This window comes from Streptomyces viridosporus T7A, from assembly GCF_008704515.1.
GTDB lineage: Bacteria > Actinomycetota > Actinomycetes > Streptomycetales > Streptomycetaceae > Streptomyces > Streptomyces viridosporus.
Genome location: NZ_CP023700.1, coordinates 804,591 through 822,197 on the forward strand (window position 1 = coordinate 804,591; position 17,607 = coordinate 822,197).

At 70.0% G+C, this 17,607-nt stretch carries 16 protein-coding genes and 1 pseudogene; 10 read left to right on the forward strand and 7 right to left on the reverse strand.

Going from position 1 to position 17,607, the window contains the following annotated elements; translation table 11 throughout:
- Positions 1-50: 50 nt before the first annotated feature.
- From CP969_RS03895 to CP969_RS34735, 6 genes and pseudogenes are all read left to right on the forward strand, one after another.
- Entirely contained in the window at positions 51-575 is a 525-nt protein-coding gene (locus CP969_RS03895) for a DUF6584 family protein (RefSeq protein ID WP_016827813.1), read from the forward strand.
- A 541-nt stretch (positions 576-1,116) separates the two neighbouring features.
- On the forward strand, positions 1,117-1,548 hold the full coding sequence (locus tag CP969_RS03905; protein WP_078495464.1) for an ankyrin repeat domain-containing protein: 432 nt from the start codon (positions 1,117-1,119) through the stop codon (positions 1,546-1,548).
- 386 nt (positions 1,549-1,934) lie between these two features.
- Complete coding sequence (locus CP969_RS03910) at positions 1,935-2,645, forward strand: 2-phosphosulfolactate phosphatase (RefSeq protein WP_026085447.1); 711 nt, start codon at positions 1,935-1,937, stop codon at positions 2,643-2,645.
- 384 nt (positions 2,646-3,029) lie between these two features.
- Complete coding sequence (locus CP969_RS03915; protein WP_026085446.1) at positions 3,030-4,076, forward strand: S66 family peptidase; 1,047 nt, start codon at positions 3,030-3,032, stop codon at positions 4,074-4,076.
- A gap of 283 nt (positions 4,077-4,359) precedes the next feature.
- Complete coding sequence (locus tag CP969_RS03925) at positions 4,360-4,587, forward strand: hypothetical protein (protein WP_016827808.1); 228 nt, start codon at positions 4,360-4,362, stop codon at positions 4,585-4,587.
- A 193-nt stretch (positions 4,588-4,780) separates the two neighbouring features.
- Positions 4,781-5,050 (forward strand): annotated as a pseudogene (locus tag CP969_RS34735) (hypothetical protein); the annotation flags it as partial.
- Here the strand turns inward: CP969_RS34735 and CP969_RS03935 are convergent.
- Both CP969_RS03935 and CP969_RS03940 read right to left on the reverse strand, forming a co-directional pair.
- A complete protein-coding gene (locus CP969_RS03935) occupies positions 5,047-7,059 on the reverse strand; it encodes an APC family permease (RefSeq protein ID WP_016827807.1) in 2,013 nt (670 codons plus the stop codon). The pseudogene CP969_RS34735 and the gene CP969_RS03935 sit on opposite strands and share 4 nt — an antisense overlap.
- 109 nt (positions 7,060-7,168) lie before the next feature.
- Positions 7,169-7,822 (reverse strand): hypothetical protein, encoded by a 654-nt coding sequence (locus CP969_RS03940; protein ID WP_223887049.1) that lies wholly within the window; start codon positions 7,820-7,822, stop codon positions 7,169-7,171.
- Between the two features lie 24 nt (positions 7,823-7,846).
- On the opposite strand from CP969_RS03940, the gene CP969_RS03945 reads away from it, so the two are divergent.
- The 3 genes from CP969_RS03945 to CP969_RS03960 all read left to right on the forward strand — a co-directional run bounded on the left by CP969_RS03945 (position 7,847) and on the right by CP969_RS03960 (position 10,492).
- Positions 7,847-8,086 carry a hypothetical protein gene (locus CP969_RS03945; RefSeq protein ID WP_150474892.1) on the forward strand — a complete coding sequence of 80 codons (240 nt, stop codon included), beginning with the start codon at positions 7,847-7,849 and terminating at the stop codon, positions 8,084-8,086.
- Between the two features lie 664 nt (positions 8,087-8,750).
- The gene (locus CP969_RS33140) at positions 8,751-9,089 is read left to right on the forward strand and encodes a hypothetical protein (protein ID WP_191093693.1); all 339 of its coding nucleotides are present in this window, start codon (positions 8,751-8,753) and stop codon (positions 9,087-9,089) included.
- A 770-nt stretch (positions 9,090-9,859) separates the two neighbouring features.
- Positions 9,860-10,492 (forward strand): TetR/AcrR family transcriptional regulator, encoded by a 633-nt coding sequence (locus CP969_RS03960; RefSeq protein ID WP_004992549.1) that lies wholly within the window; start codon positions 9,860-9,862, stop codon positions 10,490-10,492.
- A 78-nt stretch (positions 10,493-10,570) separates the two neighbouring features.
- Here CP969_RS03960 and CP969_RS03965 read toward each other — a convergent pair whose 3' ends face one another.
- From CP969_RS03965 to CP969_RS03980, 4 genes are all read right to left on the reverse strand, one after another.
- Positions 10,571-12,187, reverse strand: coding sequence for a long-chain fatty acid--CoA ligase (locus tag CP969_RS03965; RefSeq protein ID WP_016827804.1), 1,617 nt, complete (start codon positions 12,185-12,187; stop codon positions 10,571-10,573).
- A gap of 37 nt (positions 12,188-12,224) precedes the next feature.
- Positions 12,225-13,565 carry an MFS transporter gene (locus CP969_RS03970; protein ID WP_026085444.1) on the reverse strand — a complete coding sequence of 447 codons (1,341 nt, stop codon included), beginning with the start codon at positions 13,563-13,565 and terminating at the stop codon, positions 12,225-12,227.
- Between the two features lie 163 nt (positions 13,566-13,728).
- Entirely contained in the window at positions 13,729-14,928 is a 1,200-nt protein-coding gene (locus CP969_RS03975) for an acetyl-CoA C-acyltransferase (RefSeq protein WP_016827802.1), read from the reverse strand.
- Positions 14,925-15,833, reverse strand: coding sequence for an SDR family NAD(P)-dependent oxidoreductase (locus tag CP969_RS03980; RefSeq protein WP_016827801.1), 909 nt, complete (start codon positions 15,831-15,833; stop codon positions 14,925-14,927). The genes CP969_RS03975 and CP969_RS03980 overlap by 4 nt, the downstream gene beginning before the upstream one ends.
- 550 nt (positions 15,834-16,383) lie before the next feature.
- Here CP969_RS03980 and CP969_RS03985 point away from each other — a divergent pair.
- Positions 16,384-16,620, forward strand: coding sequence for a hypothetical protein (locus CP969_RS03985; protein WP_026085443.1), 237 nt, complete (start codon positions 16,384-16,386; stop codon positions 16,618-16,620).
- A 348-nt stretch (positions 16,621-16,968) separates the two neighbouring features.
- Here the strand turns inward: CP969_RS03985 and CP969_RS03990 are convergent, their stop codons facing one another.
- Positions 16,969-17,556 (reverse strand): rhodanese-like domain-containing protein, encoded by a 588-nt coding sequence (locus tag CP969_RS03990; RefSeq protein ID WP_016827799.1) that lies wholly within the window; start codon positions 17,554-17,556, stop codon positions 16,969-16,971.
- Positions 17,557-17,607: the final 51 nt, after the last annotated feature.

The following is a 17,607-nucleotide window of genomic DNA, read 5'->3' on the forward strand; positions in this document are numbered from 1 at the left end:
GGCTCGTGCATCGGGGATGGCTGGAACGTTCCGTGAGGGATCATGCAGCCATGACTCTCATGGACACCCTCGCGCGTGTGGAGGCAGACCTCGCTGCGGGGCGGATACCCATGGCGCGGCAGCGTCTGCGCGGCCTGGTGGCCTCCTTCCCTCAGGACCTGTCGTTGAGGCGCCGCCTGGGCGAGGTCTACCGGCTGTACGGCGAGCCCGCAGAAGCCGGCCGATGGATGTACCTCGAAGCGGATCGGGACCCCGCGGAGACGTACGCCTTCGAGGAGCGATACTCCACGCCGCTGCGGCGGATGCGGGCACTGGCCTGGCGCGGACCCGAGTCCCTGGCCGGCACCGCATTCGCAGCCCAACAACTGGCGGCCGTACAAAAAGCCGGCTCCGACCACGTCGGCCGGCCCGTCGCCTGGGCCGCGATCCCCCTCGATCGCAACGGTGAACCGGAAGACGACAGGAACTCGGTCGCCGACCGTCTCGTCGGCGCCGGCGTGGCTGTGGTGGTGCTGGGGTTCTTCGCCATCTGGGTGGTCGGCTTCATCACTTTCGCCCGTTGGCTCTGGCCGTAACAGGCGGAGGCGGCGTCAGGTGCCCGACTGCCGCCTCCGGCTGAGTCGCAGCACCCCGCGCAGCACCACGGCCCCCTGCAGCAACTGCTGCACGGCAGACACCGGCCTTACGGCAGGGGCCGGAACAGCGTCCCTCTTGTCGAAGCACTTCCGGTGCTGCACACAGCCCGGACGTCTCGCCGACTCCTGCCCGGACCGGCCCAGCGACCAGCCAACGCGCCCATGAGGCGTACGCCTTCTGCGAGAACCGTGCCTACCTGCGGCGGCGCGGCATCCGCCGCACCATCCCGAGAAGGCCGGCCAGGCCCGCAACCGCAAGAAACGCGGCTCGCGCGGAGGTCGTCCGCTGACCTTCGGCCCCGAGGACCACAAGGCCCGGCACGCGGACGAGTACGGCATCAGCCGCCTCAAAAGACACCCTGCCGTGACCACCAGGGACGACGAATCCATGGTCCGTTACGAGGCAACCGTCCCGGTCGCAGCCCCCAACGAGCGGTCTCGACCAGGCGTTTCACTCACCTCCTGGCTAGCCTGAGCGATCGTGAACAGACGACGGCAGAAGAAACTGTCAAAGCGCCTCGTCGAGGCGGCGACGTTCGGCAACAGCACCCATGTCAACGCTCTGCTGCGAGCCGGGGCCCGCCCGGAGACAAGCAACGCCGAGGGCACCACGCCTCTCTACGCGGCATCGGTCAACGGAGCCACCGGCAACGTCCTGTGCCTGCTGGAAGCCGGAGCCCTGCCCAACACCGAGAGCGGACGCGGCGCGGAAGGCACACCCCTGTGCGCGGCCGCGTGCTGGGGCCATGCCGAGACGGTGCGTGCACTCCTCACCCACGGCGCCGACCCCGATCTCCGCGAAGACCACGGCATGGGCCGTTCCCCACTTGAATGGGCGATGACCGGGCCTTACCCCGAAACGATCGCCATGCTCCTCGCCGCAGGCGCCCGACCACACGACCGAGCCACATGACCCCTCTCGTAGTGCCAGGTCCCGTGATCGGTTTTCGGCACATGCTCCCAGGTCTGCGACGGAAGCGGATCTCGGCCGGGAAGGGTCACGTTCTGCGGGTCGTGGTGACCCTACCGGTAGTCAGGGGGCCCGGCTGGGGCCGCTGTTGCCCCAAGGCATCGAGCCAAGCCGTCCGCCGGTGTGGACGGGGCGACATCTGATGGACGGAGCTCTTTCCGACGTGCTGACGGTCTGGGACACCACAGGCGAGGAGCCGCTGGTCTTTCCGCTGATCCGCCCGACACTCGAGCGCGTGCCCACGGGGTAGCAGCCCAGCGGACCCCGAGTCGCCGAGAGGGCGTCGACGTGCCTTGTGGACCGCTTCAGTGGGCTGCGACCATCCCGGCATGGACTCGCGAGTAGTCGGAATACCCGAGGTGGACGGCACCGAACAGGTGGCCGTTGTGATCGATGTGATGCGGGCGTTCACCACCGCCGCATGGGCTTTCCACCGCGGGGCGGACAAGATCGTCCTCGCTGCCGACGAGGACGAGGCGCTGGCGATCAAGGCGTGTCACCCGGGCTGGCTTGCGCTCAAGGACGGGGCACCGGTCAGCGGGTTCGACCTGGTCAACTCCCCTGGCCTGATCCGGGAGGCCGACTTGGCCGACCGCACCGTGATCCAGAAGACCACTGCGGGAACGGTCGGGGCCCTGGCGGTTGTCGAGGCGAAATTGGCCCTGTGCGCCAGTTTCGTCGTGGCCGGTGCGACGGTCCGGGCCCTGGCGGATGCCGGCGCCGACTCGGTGACGTTCGTGGCCACCGGTGAGAACGGCCGTGCCGCTGAGGACCTGGCCTGCGCGGAGTACCTGGACCGGCTCCTGGCCGGGGAGCGTCTCGACTCCGGCCCCTATCTGCACCGCGCCGACACCTCTCCGGCCGCGGACGATCTGCGCGGCGGGCGACGCCGCGGTGCTCACCCCGCCGATGTGGGGTTGTGCTTGGAGGTGGACCGGTTCGACTTCGCCATGAAGGTCGGCCTCGAGGAGGGGCTGGCGGTGCTGCGGCCGCTCCGGACTCGACCGGATGCGGTGTCCGCTGCACACCGTGCACGGTGATCGATGAACCGTTCCCGCCTCACGCCGACACGCGGTGGAGGGTGAAGCGGACCTGACCGGTCGGCCGTACGAGCGGCGCCGGAAGCACTGTTCGCGGACCACTGCCTGGCGGCACCGTCGACGCTGCGCCCGTCGACCACCGACCTGGCTGTGGTGAGTCAGTGGCCGGTGTGCACAGCAGTGAGCCTCCGCCCACCTGGAAACTCAGGTCGAAGGGCCGACGTGACGGCCCTTCGGGGTACTCGCGCCGGCCGTGGTCGGCAGTCCACGAAGTGGATCGCCCGTCAGGGGATGACTTCGGTCCCTGCTGGAAGTCGATGAACGGAGAGTCCCCGCCTGAAATGAAGATGAGCGGTAGTCGATCAGACCTCTAGCCTGACGGTCATGACCTCACCTGCATATCCGCCCAAGCCCGTGCCCGGTGACCGCATAGCGATCATCTCGCCCTCGTCCGGATTGCCCGGGCTCTTCCCCCTTCCGTACGAGCTGGGGCTCCAGCGGCTGCGTGAGGATTTCGGCCTCGAACCGGTGGAGTACCCGACCACTCGCAAAATGGGGTCCACGCCCAAGGAACGCGCCGACGACATCCACGCCGCGTTCGCCGATCCCTCGGTCAGGGCGGTGATGGCCAGCATCGGTGGCGACGACCAGATCACCGTGCTTCCTTTGCTGGACCGCGAGCTGATCCGCGCCAACCCCAAGCCCTTCTTCGGAACGAGCGACAACACCAACCTGCTGGTCCTCCTGCACAACCTGGGCATCGTCGCCTACCACGGCGCCTGCCTGATGACCGAGCTCGGCCGTCCCTACGCACTCCACCCCATGACCGCCGACTCGGTACGCGCGGCCCTGTTCACCTCGGGCCCGTACGAACTCCGCCCCGCCACGCGCTACCGCGACACCGACCGCGACTGGGCCGACCCGGCCACCTTCGACAGGGAACCGGACTCGCAGGCCGCCGACGGCTGGATCTGGCACCAGCCCGACCGGCTCGTCGAAGGCCGCGCCTGGGGCGGCAATCTGGAGATCCTGTCATGGCTGCTGATGGCCGACCGCGAGATCGCACGCGACCCCGCCGCCTACGAGGGCGGCGTGCTGTTCCTGGAGACGTCGGAGGAGCTGCCGAGCGGGGAGGAGGTCTTCCGGATCTTGCGCAACATGGGAGAACGGGGCCTGCTGGCGCGCTTCCCTGCCCTGTTGATGGCCCGCGCCAAAGCGTGGTCCTTCCAGCAGCCGAACAAAGCGGAGGACAAGCTGCGCTACGCCGCTGAGCAGCGCGAAGCGGTGCTGCGCGCGTTGACGGCGTACGCCCCGCACACCATGGCGGTGTTCGACGTCGACTTCGGGCACACCGATCCCCAACTGGTGATCCCTTACGGCGGAACGGTCAGCGTGGACGGCCCCGCGCGGCGGATCACGGTGACGTACTGACGGCGCTGGAGATCCTCAGCTCACGACAGAGGACCAGAAACAGGCCAGCCGCACCCACCAGCTCACCCCGCCCGGAAGACCGCCGACCGGGTCCTTGCCGTCGGGCGCGCGCCGGTCGGGCACGGCTTTGCCCACCTCAAGAACTGACGGGCCCTCACCAAGCTCCGCACCGGTCCCGTTCGCGCAACGCGTCTCCTGCGCGCCCTGCTCGTCCTGTGGCGCGTCGGACTCAGGGGGCAGCGCCGGGGACGATGCCCGGGGCGCGTGCGACGCGCTGGCCGGCGTGGACGAGTCGAAGTCCTCGACGGAGGGCAAGGCGGGCGAGCAGGCGCTGTACCGCTTCGCGGGCGCCTTCGACCTGGCCACGGCCGCCGCCGCGGGCGCCTCCTCGTACGAACCGCTCGCAAAAGCCATCACCCGGGCGCACAACCGTCACCGCCAGGTCTTCGAGGTCGACGCCGAGGTGAAGAAGGAGCCGGCCAAGGCCCGCAGGATCTGCGCCGACCTCTGACCCTCCCGGACGGCAGAGTTCCGGGCGGTTTGCACGGCATCCCGCGAGTTCGCCGTGTCCCTCGGTTCCTCGGCGTGGGACCCGACCAAGCCCCTCTTCGCCCTCGGCCTGTGCGTCTGTTTCGGACAGACGCACGGCACACCTGCTGTCGGGGGGACGGACGCATCACGCACGGACGACGTCAAGGAATCCCATGACCGACCTGGCCGCCCTCACCCGGCTGGGCCCGCCCCCCCGAGCAGACCGTGGGCGTCCGCTGGGAGACCTACGACGGGCCCCTCACCGCCTTCCTCACTCCCGTCCTCAGCGGGCGGATCCAGGTCCCCCAGTCCCCGCACAGCCTTCTCGATGCCCCCGCCCGCTTCACCCCCTCGCGCCCCGCCCTCTGGAAACCAGAACTCCCTGCGACGTCCAGCCCGTCGGCACCGCGACGATCCGCTCCTGGGCACGCGCCAACGGCTACGCAGTGCCGTCCCGGGGGCGGGTCCCCCGGTCGGGGGGTTCGCCGCGGCGGACGGAACCGGGGGCGCGGGCGGTCGGTCGCTTGGCGTGGACGGCGGAGGACAGTTGCCAGGGGACGCTGGTCACGGTGACGCCGGGGATGAAGAGCAGGCGGCTCTTGAGCCAGAGGGCGGAGTGGTTGTGGAGGAGGTTCTCCCACCAGTGGCCGACGACGTATTCGGGGACGAAGACGGCGACGACGTCGTGGGGGCCGGCGCGGCGGATGGAGCGTACGTACTCCACCGCCGGTCTGGTGATTTCGCGGTAGGGGGACCGGAGGATCTTCAACGGCACCTGGATGTCGAAGTCGTTCCACTGCTTGCGCAGGACGGCCAGTGACTCCTGGTCGACTGCGACGGTGACCGCCTCCAGACTGTCGGGCCGGAAGGCGCGGGCGTAGGCGAGGGCCCGCAGGGTCGGCTTGTGGAGGGTGGAGACGAGCACGATCGCGAGGACCCGGGACGGCGGCGTGCTCTCCTGGCGCGGATCGGTCACCGCGAGTTCCGCGGCGGTCCGGTCGTAGTGACGGTGGATGCCTCGCATCATCAGCCACAGCAGGACCGCGGCGAGTACGGCCACCCAGGCGCCCTGGGTGAATTTGGTGGCCAGCACGATCACTAGGACCAGGCCGGTGACGACGGCACCGGTGGTGTTGATGGCGCGGGCCAGTTGGTGGCGGCGGCGCGACACGGGGTCGGTCTCGGTGCGCAGTGCGCGGTTCCAGTGCCGGATCATTCCGGTCTGGGAGAGGGTGAAGGAGGTGAAGACGCCGAGGATGTAGAGGTGGATCAGGCTGGTGACGTTTGCCTTGAATCCGTAGAGGAGGAGTCCGGCGACGCAGGCCAGGGCGATGATGCCGTTGGAGAAGACGAGCCGGTCGCCGCGGTTGTGCAGTTGGCGGGGAAGGTAGCGGTGCTCGGCGAGGATCGAGGAGAGCAACGGGAAGCCGTTGTAGGCGGTGTTCGCGGCGAGGATCAGGATCAGGGCCGTGGTCGCCTGGATGTAGTAGAACCCGAAACTGGTACTCCCGCCGAAGACAGCCGCGGCGAGCTGCGCGATGACGGTGCGCTGGGTGTGATCGCCGCAGTCGGCCAGTCCGGTGAGCCGGCAGGAATCGTTGGTGATGTGCACCTCGGCGACGATCGCGAGGGCGGTGACACCGGTGAACATGACGACCGCGATGATGCCCATGGCGGCCAGGGTGCTCGCGGCGTTCTTCGACTTGGGCTTGCGGAAGGCCGGTACGCCGTTGGAGATCGCCTCCACGCCCGTCAGTGCCGTGCAGCCGCTGGAGAACGCGCGCAGTACCAGCATGACCAGGGCCAGCCCGGCCAGGTCCGCGTCGCCCTGTTCGGGGACGATGCCGTAACGGGCGCTCTCGGCGACGGGGGCATCGCCCAGGACGTAGCGGAGCAGCCCCGTGCCGACCATGATCAGCACTCCGCCGATGAACAGGTACGTGGGAGCGGCGAACAACCGGCCGGACTCGCGCACGCCCCGCAGGTTCATCGCCGTCAGCAGGGCCACGAAGCCCAGTGCCATCAGGACGCGGTGGTCGGCCAGCGCGGGCAGTGCCGAGATGATGTTGTCCACTCCGGAGGCGACCGATACCGCCACGGTCATCACGTAGTCGACCAGCAGCGAGGCCCCTACCACCAGACCCGCCGAGGGGCCGAGGTTGGTCGAGACGACCGTGTAGGAGCCGCCCCCGCTCGGATAGGAGTTGACGACCTGGCGATACGAGAGCACCACCACCGCCATCAGCGCCACGACCGCGGCCCCGATCCACGGCGTGAAGTGCAGATAGGCCAGTCCACCGAGGGTGAGGACCAGCAGGATCTCCTGCGTGGCATAGGCCACGGAGGACAACGGGTCGGACGCGAAGATCGGCAGAGCGAGCCGCTTGGGCAACAGCGTCTCGCTCAGTTCCTCACTGCGCTTGGCCCGCCCGATGACCAGGCGCTTCAGCATTTCGGTCACCCTCGGCACGGCGCGATCGTAGACCGGCCGCACCAGCAAAGGCCCTGACGACGCGCAGCCGGCGTGCGTGAACGTCACATCCCACCCGCGTTCGCACTGGTCACAAGACCGCCATCCCCGTGCACGGTGTCGTCCGATCCGGGCGGCGCGGTGAGCGAGGGGCAAGCCGGAGCGCCTGCGTCACACAGGAGGCCGGCTTCCAGGGGGCGAGGACGCCCGGTTGTGCGTCGTTCAACATCTGGTCGAGGGTGCGGGCGAGGCCCTTGGTGTCGTCGACGTGCGCGATCCACGGGACGTCGGCGAGGAAGTGGGCCAGGTCGTCGGTGACGAGGACGTCGAGCGTCGTACGGAGCTCGTCGGGGACGGGGTCGTCCACGAGGCAGAGCCAGGCGAGCGCGGCAGGTACCCGGATGTCCGCGGGCTGCGCGGGGGCGGTCCGAAGGGCGTGGGCCCAGGCGGCGGCGTGGGGGTCGTCGTGCTCGCGGGCGAGTTCGGCGATGGCCAGGACGAGGCTCGCCCGGATTGCGGGGACCTGTTCGACGGTCAGGCGGGCGTGGAGGACGTCCGTGATGCGGGCGGCTTCACCGGTGGCGGTGGACAGGGCGTAGCAGGCCGAGGAGCGGAGCTCGGGGTCCGGGGCGTCAAGGAGCGCGAGGAGCAGGTCGGTGTCGGTGATGAGGGCGTTGCGTGACGCTTCGACGGACCAGTTCATCGCGTAGCCGCCGCAGTCGCAGAGCAACTCCTGCGTGGCCACTTGGAGGAAGGTGGTGCGCGTGCCGTGTCCCCAGTGCTCCCGCCGTGCCGCCGCGGCGGCCAGGCCGGGCGTTTCCGCGCGGTGATGCGCCGACGGGTCGGCGGCGACGCGCAGGAGGAACGGCACGGTCAGCGGGGCAACGGCGCCGACTGTTCCCTGGTGGACGACACTGCCCCCAACCGCCGCAGCGCGCCCCGGGCCACCTCGGCGTCCGCGGAGCGCACCCGGGCCAGTAGCCCGGGTACGTCCGAGCCCGAGCCGTAGGCGTGTCCGAAGCGGCTCCAGGGCACCTCAGCGAGAACGCACAGTGGCCGGACGATCACAGCGCACGAAGAGGAGAAGAGGAAGGGCCTGCCGTACGAAGCGACTCCCCGTCCGGCCCCAGTCGTGGGCAGCACCGTTGACGGCACAACCGGTTCGGGTCGCGGCAGGGGCCCGTCGGCTCACACGGCCCCGGAGTGACTCCCGAGCGGCGGTCCCCGGCGCACGGAGGCGCCCGACGACGCCACCGGACGCAGCCGCCGGGCTCGGGCGGGGCATCGGCTACCGGGCCGCGGCCGGATCACATACGTGACGGCCGACTCGCCGATCCGGTGATCCAGGAGGGCGTAGTCCGGATCCTGCGGTGACGGTCGAACATGGTGGGTTTCCCAAGATGCCGATGCGCCAGTGTGTGACTAGGCTCACAGAGTGAATGCCGTAAGCACGGCGTGCCCGGCCGACCGGTTCCCGGACCGAGCGGACCATGGCCACAGTGATCGCCCGCGTGTACCGATGGGCGGCCTGGAGGCGTCGGCGGTCGAGCCCGTGCACCGGAACGGCGTTCGATGACACTCAAAGACCCTCTCGCGAATTTCGTTTGCGACTGCGGCCATCCATTCCCACGCTCCCTTCAGGGGGCGGGACGATGGGGCGAAAGGTATTTCCCATGCGACCACAACGCGCGAGGCGCCTCGCCGCGGCGTCCGCCGCAGGGCTGCTGATGGCCGGCGGTGTCGCCGTCGGTACGGCAAGCACCGCTTCGGCCTCCTCCCAGAGCTACAGTCACAGCCAGCGCTGCGACAACGACAACTGGTGGGGCAACGACTGCGACGACTACGGTCGTGGCGGCTACCACGACTACGACAACCACGACTACGGCCGTGGCGGCCACCACGACTTCAACAACCACGACTACGACCGTGGCGGCCACCACGACTACAACAACCACGACAACGGCCGCGGCGGCGACCACGACAACGGCCGGGGCGGCTACGGCCACCGCTGATGACACACCGCCGACCATGCGATGTGCGGTTCCCTCGGGACCGCACATCGCGCCATTCCGGCTCGACAGGCCGTCGGGCCGTTTTCAACCGGCCTACGCCGGGCCCGCCTGCGTCGACAGGTGCGCGGTCATCAGGCGCGGGCCGAATTCCGTGTGCAGCAGTCGTATAGCTCCCGTCCGGGACATCACCGACGAACTCGCGCGTGGTCGGCGCTGAGACGTCGAGAACGGCACCGGGCACGGCTTACGTCCCGACCGCGGCAGCGGCAGCGGCAGCGGCAGCGGCAGCGGCAGCAGGCCATGATCACCGGCACAGGCGCACACCGGCGGGGTACCGCTGGAACGGCGGCCGAACAGGCTGGTCCGGCGAGGGGGCTGGGGGCGAGGGTTTCCGCCGCCCGGTCTGTCACCGGCCGGAACCCCAGGCGACCGGTTGACGCGTCGTGGCCTCCCGGTTCGCGACTTTCTCCTCCCAGGTGACTTCGTCTTTCGGAGCACGGATCGTTCTTGTGCTGTTGTTCCGGGCCGCCGCGTCGGAGTTCGCGGTCGGCCCGGCCGCCTTCACCTGCTCACCGGATCGGGCAAGGAGACGTCGAACCCGCTCAGGGGCAGAACCCGCTAGGAGTCCGCTGCCGCCGGTGGTCGCGGGCTCACTGTCTGTTTCTCGTCCTGAAATACTAGGGAGTATCATCATCGGTGCGCTCCGGCTCCTCGAAGAGTGCGTCGGTGCGCGATGCGCCGGACCAGTACCGAACGGGAGAAGGATCTGGATGGCAGTCACGGACGGCGTCGAGGCCGACAACGCCAAGCGCCGAATTCTGGATGCCGCGGCCGAGGCCTTCATGGAGCAGGGGTTCGGCGTCGCCATCGATGACATCGCCGACAGCGTCGGTGCCACCAAAGGGTTGATCTACTACCACTTCCGCTCCAAGTTCGACATTTTCCTGGCCGCGTACGAGCACGGCATGCGAACCGTCCGCGAACAGGTGGAGCCGATGGCCCAGGCTCCCGGGAGCGGGCGGGAGAGGCTCATCGCCATGTCGACCCAGCACGTGATGAACCTGATGACGAACCTCGCCTACCACCATGTGGTGCACCTCGGAGTACGTGAGCAGTCGTCGACCGCGTTGAAACCCCGTCAGCGGAAGGCGTTGGACGCGCTGAACGTCCTGCGGGCGGAGTACGAGGACCTTTTCCTTCAGGTCGTCAAGGACGGTATCGCCGACGGCACCCTGCGTCCCGTGCGCGCGAATCTGGCCGCCCGGACGCTGCTGTGCAGTCTCAATGCCGTCGACATGTGGTTCCACCGGATCGAGGGGCAGTCGTCGGACGAGTTGCGGCAACTTGCCGACGAGATCGTGGACATCGTGGTCGGAGGACTGCTCCTCGACCCGGTTCGCTGAGGCTCTGCCGCCGCGGTGTCCGCACCGGACGGCCCGTCGTGGAGTCCGCGACGGGCCGCCCGGTGCGGTGGCTGCCCGTCAGCCGCTCGCAGTGGTCATCGACCGGCGCAGTGCGGCTTTCGCGAACTTTCCGGACGCCGTCTTGGGAAGACCGTCCAGCAGGACCACTTTCTCGGGGATCCACCACTTGGCCACCCGTCCGGACAGATGCCGGCGGACGCTCTCGGCGGTGAGGCCCGAATCCGGTACCGGCACCACGCAGGCCAGCGGCCTCTCCCCCCACTTGTCGTCGGGCACCGCGATGACCGCGGCCTCCAGGACATCGGGCATCGCCATGATCTCGTTCTCGAGTTCGACCGACGAGATCCACTCCCCTCCCGACTTGACGAGGTCCTTGGTCCGGTCGACGATGCGCACGACACCGAGGGGGTCGATGGTGGCCACGTCGCCGGTCCGCAACCAGCCGTCCTCGGTGAACGCCGAGGCCTGGGGGGAACCGCCGAAATAGGCGGCCGCGACGGTCGGGCCGGCGACCTGCAGCTCACCTCGGTGCCGTCCGTCGCGGGGCGCGGGGGAACCGTCGTCGGCGACCAGGCGCAGCGAGCACAGCACCGTGGGCGGACCGGGGTCGGCCAGTGCGGTGATGCGGTCGTCCTCGGTCAGGGAGTGCGCCGTTTCGCTGGGTACTCTCGCGCTGCAGACCAGCGGGCTGGTCTCGGTCATCCCCCACGAGCTCGCCAGCGGGACCCCGGTCTTCTCGTGGAAGGCGCGGGAGAGCGAGACGGGCAGCGCGCCCCCGCCGCTGACGGCGCGCCGCAGTGCGCTCAGGTCGGCGTCGCCGAGGTGGGGCAGCATTCCGCGCCAGACCGTGGCCACCGCGGCGGCGAACGTGACCCGGCACGCCTTCATCTCCCGCACCAGGCGCTCCGGTGACATGACCGGGCCGGGCATGACCAGGTTCGCTCCGGCCATCAGCGCGGCGTAGGGAAGACCCCAGGCGTTGACGTGGAACATGGGCACGATCGGCATCACCGTGTCGTCCTCGCTGATGGCGAAGGTGTCCGCCATCAGCAACGTCATCGCGTGCAGCACGATCGAGCGGTGGTCGTAGAGGACTCCCTTGGGACGGCCCGTCGTCCCCGAGGTGTAGCACAGCGCGGCGGCGGTGCGTTCGTCGACGCTCTCGAACGCCGCGACCGGCCGTGCGGCGCTCAGGAGGGTCTCGTAGTCGTGCACCCGGGGGTCGGTCGGCAGCTCCGTCGGTGCGCCGTCGTCCATCACGACGAGGTGCCGCACGCTCGGGCACGTGTCGAGCAGGGGGTGCACCACGTCGAGGAGCGACCGGTCGACGAAGAGGACGTCGTCCGCGGCGTCGTCGACGATGTAGGCGATGTCCTCCGTGAAGAGACGGTGGTTGACCGTGTGCAGGACCCGCCCCGAGCAGGGCACGGCCATGTACAGCTCCAGGTGGCGCTGGGAGTTCCATCCGAAACTCCCCACCCGGGCGCCGGCCGGGACGTCCAGGTGATCCAGCACTCCGGCGAGGCGTCGGACGCGCTCGGCGACATCGCCGTAGGACGTGGACACGGTGCCGCTCGGCTGCGTCGTGGTGACGTGTTTGCGGCTGAACCGGTGCTCCAGGCCGTCCATGAGCATCGGCAGTGACAAGGGGCGGTCCTGCATGAGGCCGTGCATGTGCGTTTCCTTCGTGTCTGTTCCGGGAGGGGCGCGGCTAACGCGAGACGGGGACCGGGGCCTCGGCCCCGGTCGCGTCCTCGCCGCGGACGGCCCGTGCGAGCAGAGGCGTGAGCAGGACGCCGACGACCGAGGAGGCGATGACGACATAGAGCCCCGCGCTGGGGTTCCCGGTCGCGTCCTCGGCCAGGCCGAAGGCGTACGGGCCGAGGAATCCGCCGAGGAGTCCGATCGTGTTGATGAACGCGAGACCGGCGGCGGCGACCAGTCCGGACATCCGCGCCATGGCCACGGACCAGAACAGCGGCAGCGTGCCGAACACGAAGACCATGGACACCGCGATCAGCAGGATCTGCGCCGCCGGGGAGGACGAGAGCAGGAAGATCGCCGCCGTCACCGCCGTCGACGCAGCGAGGATCCCGATGAGTGCCACCTCGTTGCCGAAACGACGGTGCACGACGGGAACGAGGAGCACGCCGACGGTGGCCCCGATACCGGAGCTTCCCGACACCAGGCCGATGAGGAACGAGCCGTGGATGTTCAGCTCCTCGACGATCGACGGCATGTTGAAGACGATGCCGACGTTCGTGACCTGGTTGAACAGGTAGATCAGCGCGACGATGACGATGAAGGGGCGGGCGAAGGCCTGCTTCAGGTTGCCCTTGATGCGGTTCCCGGTCTCCGCGCCGTCACCGGCGGCACGGGCGGAGAGTATCTCCGCCTCCTCGGGCGTCAGCCAGGAGGCGTCGCGGGGGGTCTCCGGCAGGCTGAACCAGACGAGGACGCCGACGAGCATGGTCACGAGGCCCTCGATCAGGAACATCCACTGCCATCCGTGCAGCCCCAGAGCCGTGTCGAACTCCATCAGCGCGCCGCCCATCGGGTTGCCCACGATCAGGGCGACGGTCGGGGCCAGGTAGATGAAGCCGACCACGGTGGCGCGGTGCTTCTGGGAGAACCACACGGTGACCATGTACATGAGGGTCGGGTAGAGGCCGGCCTCGGCCATGCCGAGGAAGAAGCGCAGCACGTAGAACGACCACTCGCCCTGGACGAACATCATGGCCGCCGAGAGCGCGCCCCAGGTGAGGGCGATCCGCGCGATCCACCGTCTTGGGCCGACTCTGTGCATGATCAGGCTGCCGGGCACCTCCAGGAAGGCGTAGCTGACGAAGAAGATGCCGGCGCCCAGCCCGAAGGCGGTGACGCTGAGGCCGACGTCGGCCTGCAGCTGGGTCTTGGCGAGCGCGACGTTGGTGCGGTCGATGTAGGCCATGAAGTAGGCGGCCAGCATGATCGGCAGGAGCCTGACCATGGCCTTGCGAGTGGCGCGCGCGTGCAGCGTGTCCGCCGCCGAAGAAACCGAATCGATAGCCATCGGAGCCCTTCCAACGGGTTGAGGTACTGGTGTCGTGCGGGGAACGCACCCGGGGTGGTGGCGAGGTGTCGCCTCGGTACGGCAGCGGCAGTCGCGCTGTTCCGGATCCGCGCTGTGCCAAGGAGGAAGTCCGCGCGCCGGTCGCGTCGGCGGACGGTGATCGTCAGAAGATCTCGAAGAGACCGGCGGCGCCCATGCCTCCGCCGACGCACATGGTGATGACGGCGTACCGGGCACCGCGCCGGCGGCCCTCGAGCAGGGCGTGGCCGACGAGGCGGGCCCCCGTCATGCCGTAGGGGTGGCCGACCGCGATGGCGCCGCCGTTGACATTGAGCTTGGCCGGATCGATGCCCAGGCGGTCACGGCAGTGGACGGCCTGTGAAGCGAAGGCCTCGTTGAGCTCCCACAGGTCGATGTCGTCCACGGAGAGACGGTGTTCGGCGAGCAGCTTGGGGACGGCGTGCACGGGGCCGACCCCCATTTCGTCCGGCTCGCAGCCGGCGACGGCGATCCCCCGGTAGGCGCCGAGCGGGGTGAGTCCGCGCTTCGCGGCTTCGCGGGCCTCCATCACGACGGCGGCGGAGGCGCCGTCGGAGAGCTGGGAGGCGTTGCCGGCGGTGACGGTGGAGGTCGCGGACGCCTTCCCGTCGCGAAGCACCGGCCGGAGACGGGACAGCGCATCTCGTGTGGTTGAGGCGCGGCTTCCCTCGTCCTCGCGCAGGGTGAACTCCCTGACGGCCGCCGGGGCGTCCGGTGCCTCGGGGGTCGTTCGTCGGCCGGAGAAGGCGACGATCTCCTCGTCGAAGAGTCCCGCCTGCTGGGCGGCGGCCGTCCGCCGCTGGGACAGCAGGGCGAACTCGTCCTGCTCGTCGCGGCTGACGCCGTAACGCTCCGCCACGATCTCCGCCGTCTCCAGCATGCTCAGGTAGAGCGAGGGCTTCTCCCGCGACAGCCACGGGTCGAGGGCCCGGTGGGTGTTCCGGTGCTCGTTCTGGACGAGGGAGATGGATTCGACCCCGCCGCCGATCACGATGTTCATCCCGTCGGTGACGACCTGCTTCGCCGCGGTCGCGATCGCCATCAGACCCGACGCGCACTGCCGGTCGATGGTCATTCCGGGAACCGTCACCGGCAGACCCGCCCGCAGCGCCCCCTGGCGAGCGACGTTCATCCCCGTCGAGCCCTCCTGCATCGCGCAGCCGAACACGACGTCCTCGACCTCCTGTCCGTCGAGTCCCGCCCGCCGCAGTGCGCCGGTGATCGCGTGGGCGGCCAGGTGCTGGCCCGAGGTGTCGTGGAACGAGCCGCGGAACGCCTTGCCGATCGGCGTCCGGGCCGTGGACACGATGACGGCCTCCCTCACGGCACGGCTCCCGTCTCGGTGCCGGCCATGGCGGCATACCGCTTCGTCTGGTCGAACGCGGACGCGGTGACCACGGGATCGCTCATGTCGCTGATCTCGGTCCACCGCTCGGCGATGGTTTCCGGCGAGCGGTCGCCCTCGGGGAGGTAGACCCCTGCGGACTCCTTCATCTGCGCAACGGCGAAGACACCGGCTCCGGCGGCGAGGACGGTCTTGGTGGGGGCCTGTTCGCTGACGAGGAACAGGGCTCCCGGAGCAATCGATTCGGGCGTGAGCAGGCCGAGGATCCGCTCGTCGATCAGGCCCTCGGTCATCTGCGTGGCCGCGGTCGGGGCGAGCGCGTTGACACGGATGCCCTTCCGCTCGCCCTCGATCGCGAGGACGTTCATCAGGCCGACCAGGCCGGACTTCGCCGCGCCGTAGTTGGACTGGCCGAAGTTGCCGTAGATGCCGGATGCGGACGTGGTCATCAGCACTCTGCCGTAGCCCTGTTCCACCATGTGCGGCCACACCGCCTTGGTGCAGTGGATCGAGCCCATGAGGTGCACGTCGACGACCTGGCGGACGTGGTCCAACTGAATCTTCGCGAAGGACTTGTCGCGCAGGATCCCGGCATTGTTGATGAGGATGTCGACGCGGCCCCATCGCGCGATGGTCTCGGCGACCATCTCCTCGACCGCTTCCGCGTCCGTGACATCACAGAGGTGGGCGAACGCCTCACCACCGGCGGCCCGGATCTCCGCGGCGACCTGGGCCGCCGCGCTCCGGCCGGTGGACACTCCGCCCGGCGACCCCATGTCGTTGACGACCACCTTGACGCCGCGCTCGGCAAGGGCCCTGGCGTGGGCCCGTCCCAGCCCACCACCGGCACCGGTCACCACCGCGACCTGACCTTCGAAGTTCATCTCACTCCCGCTTCATACTACGGAGTATCATCATGGCCAGGACGTCAATGAGGTGTCAACAGTCGATTCCGGGGGCCGGGCCCCGAGCCCGGCCCTCCGGCCGCGCCGGCGGCGCGGGGGTGTCGCCGGGCCGGTCGGCGGCGGGTGCGGGTGGGGAGGGCTGCCTTCGGTCGATACCGGGAAGGTGAGCGGGGTTCGGGAGAGGACCGTCGCGGTCAGGGCGTGGGACAGCCGAAGGGGAACCGGGCGTACCGCGGTCGGGTCCGGCCGGAGCGGCGCCGAAACCGGCGGTGACCCCGTCGATGACGAGGACGGACGCGCGATCGCCGCGCGGACGTCTCGGGCTGCCTGCGCGTACCGCCGCTTCACAGGGAGGCCCGGGTGGGCCGCGGGCGGGAACAATCCGAGTCGGCGCAGCGCTGCTTCCTCTGCCCGGCCCCGTGTACCGGCCGGGGCGACGGTGAGGGGCGAACCGACCCTGCGGAGGAGCGTGGGACCGATGACAACGGCACGGAGTGACCGGCTTCGGACGGCCGACGAGAGTTCTCTGGTGACTTCCTGCGGACGCAGGATCGCTGTGCGGTGCCTGCGGCTCGCCCCCCTGGACCGGCCCATCAGCCGGGTCACCCTGGACGTGGGCCGCGACCTGGGCGGAGAGCCGGGAGTGTGGGCGGCGCTCACCGCCGAGGAGGCACGGGGCCTGGCCGACCTGCTCCTCGCCCACGCGGCGGAGGCCGAGCACCGTGCCCCGGTGGGCGGTGATCCGCAGTCAGGTCGGCACCTCTGAGCCGGCCGTCTGCCGAGCGCCGCCCGGACGTCCTCTTCGGCGGGGCGGGCACCGAGGCACAGTCCGAACTCGCCGCGGCCTTCCGGAGCTCCTCCGTCCCCCGTCCCCGCCTTGACGCCCGCCCCCGACCGGACCGTGCCGTACGCCCGGCCCGGCGCTCCGCCGCCGCGGGGCCCCGGGGAACTCAGCGGGAGGACCCGGGCCGCCGAGCCGCCGAGCCGCCGGCAGGGAGACCCCGCGTCGGCAGATCGCAACGGGCTCGACCGCGCGAAGCCGAGGCCCCGACGCATGCCCGGGGCGCCCGCGGCATCCGCGCGGGCGCCCCGGAACGTGCCGGTCCGGCCGGGTTCAGCGGCTGCGCAGGGCGGCGAGCACGGTGTCGAGGTCGGCCGCGCGGGGGCGGTTGTGGGGCAGCTTGGCGAGGACGACCGCCATGCCGCAGGTGTTGGTGAGCGCGGAGAAGACGAGACCGCCGGCGACGCCGGCCGAGAGGAGCTGGAACGCCGGGTGCACGAGCAGGCCGAGCAGGAGGCCGAGGAGCACCACGGCGCCGGCCGTGAAGCGGACCTGGCGTTCCATGCTCCACCGGGCCCGGGTGTCGCAAGCGGCGGGGCGGTCCAGGGCGTGCCCCTCGGCCGCCCAGGCGCCGGTGCCCCCGGCGAGCGTGGCGGTGGGGATGCCCTGTTCGGCCAGCAGTTCGCAGGCGGTCTCGGAGCGGGCGCCCGAGGCGCACACGACGAGCACCTCCGCGCGCTCGGCGGCGTTCCGTATGTCGGGCAGGGCGCGCCGGATGTGGTCCAGGGGGATGTTCAGGGCGCCGGGCAGGTGGCCGGAGGCGTATTCGGCGGGCGTGCGCACATCGATGACGGTGAGTTCGTCGAGTCGGGTCCGGGCCTGGTCGGTGCCGAGGACGACGGGGGTGAGGGGGCGGGTCATGGCAGGTGTGATCCTTGGTGTTCGACGTGATCCCGAATCGGGACGTACAGT

Coding starts and splice junctions, on each gene's coding strand:
- CP969_RS03895 (WP_016827813.1), top strand. CDS start 51: ATGACTCTCATGGACACCCTCGCGCGTGTGGAGGCAGACCTCGCTGCG.
- CP969_RS03910 (WP_026085447.1), top strand. CDS start 1,935: ATGGACTCGCGAGTAGTCGGAATACCCGAGGTGGACGGCACCGAACAG.
- CP969_RS03915 (WP_026085446.1), top strand. CDS start 3,030: ATGACCTCACCTGCATATCCGCCCAAGCCCGTGCCCGGTGACCGCATA.
- CP969_RS03935 (WP_016827807.1), bottom strand. CDS start 7,059: ATGCTGAAGCGCCTGGTCATCGGGCGGGCCAAGCGCAGTGAGGAACTG.
- CP969_RS33140 (WP_191093693.1), top strand. CDS start 8,751: ATGCGACCACAACGCGCGAGGCGCCTCGCCGCGGCGTCCGCCGCAGGG.
- CP969_RS03960 (WP_004992549.1), top strand. CDS start 9,860: ATGGCAGTCACGGACGGCGTCGAGGCCGACAACGCCAAGCGCCGAATT.
- CP969_RS03965 (WP_016827804.1), bottom strand. CDS start 12,187: ATGCACGGCCTCATGCAGGACCGCCCCTTGTCACTGCCGATGCTCATG.
- CP969_RS03970 (WP_026085444.1), bottom strand. CDS start 13,565: ATGGCTATCGATTCGGTTTCTTCGGCGGCGGACACGCTGCACGCGCGC.
- CP969_RS03980 (WP_016827801.1), bottom strand. CDS start 15,833: ATGAACTTCGAAGGTCAGGTCGCGGTGGTGACCGGTGCCGGTGGTGGG.
- CP969_RS03990 (WP_016827799.1), bottom strand. CDS start 17,556: ATGACCCGCCCCCTCACCCCCGTCGTCCTCGGCACCGACCAGGCCCGG.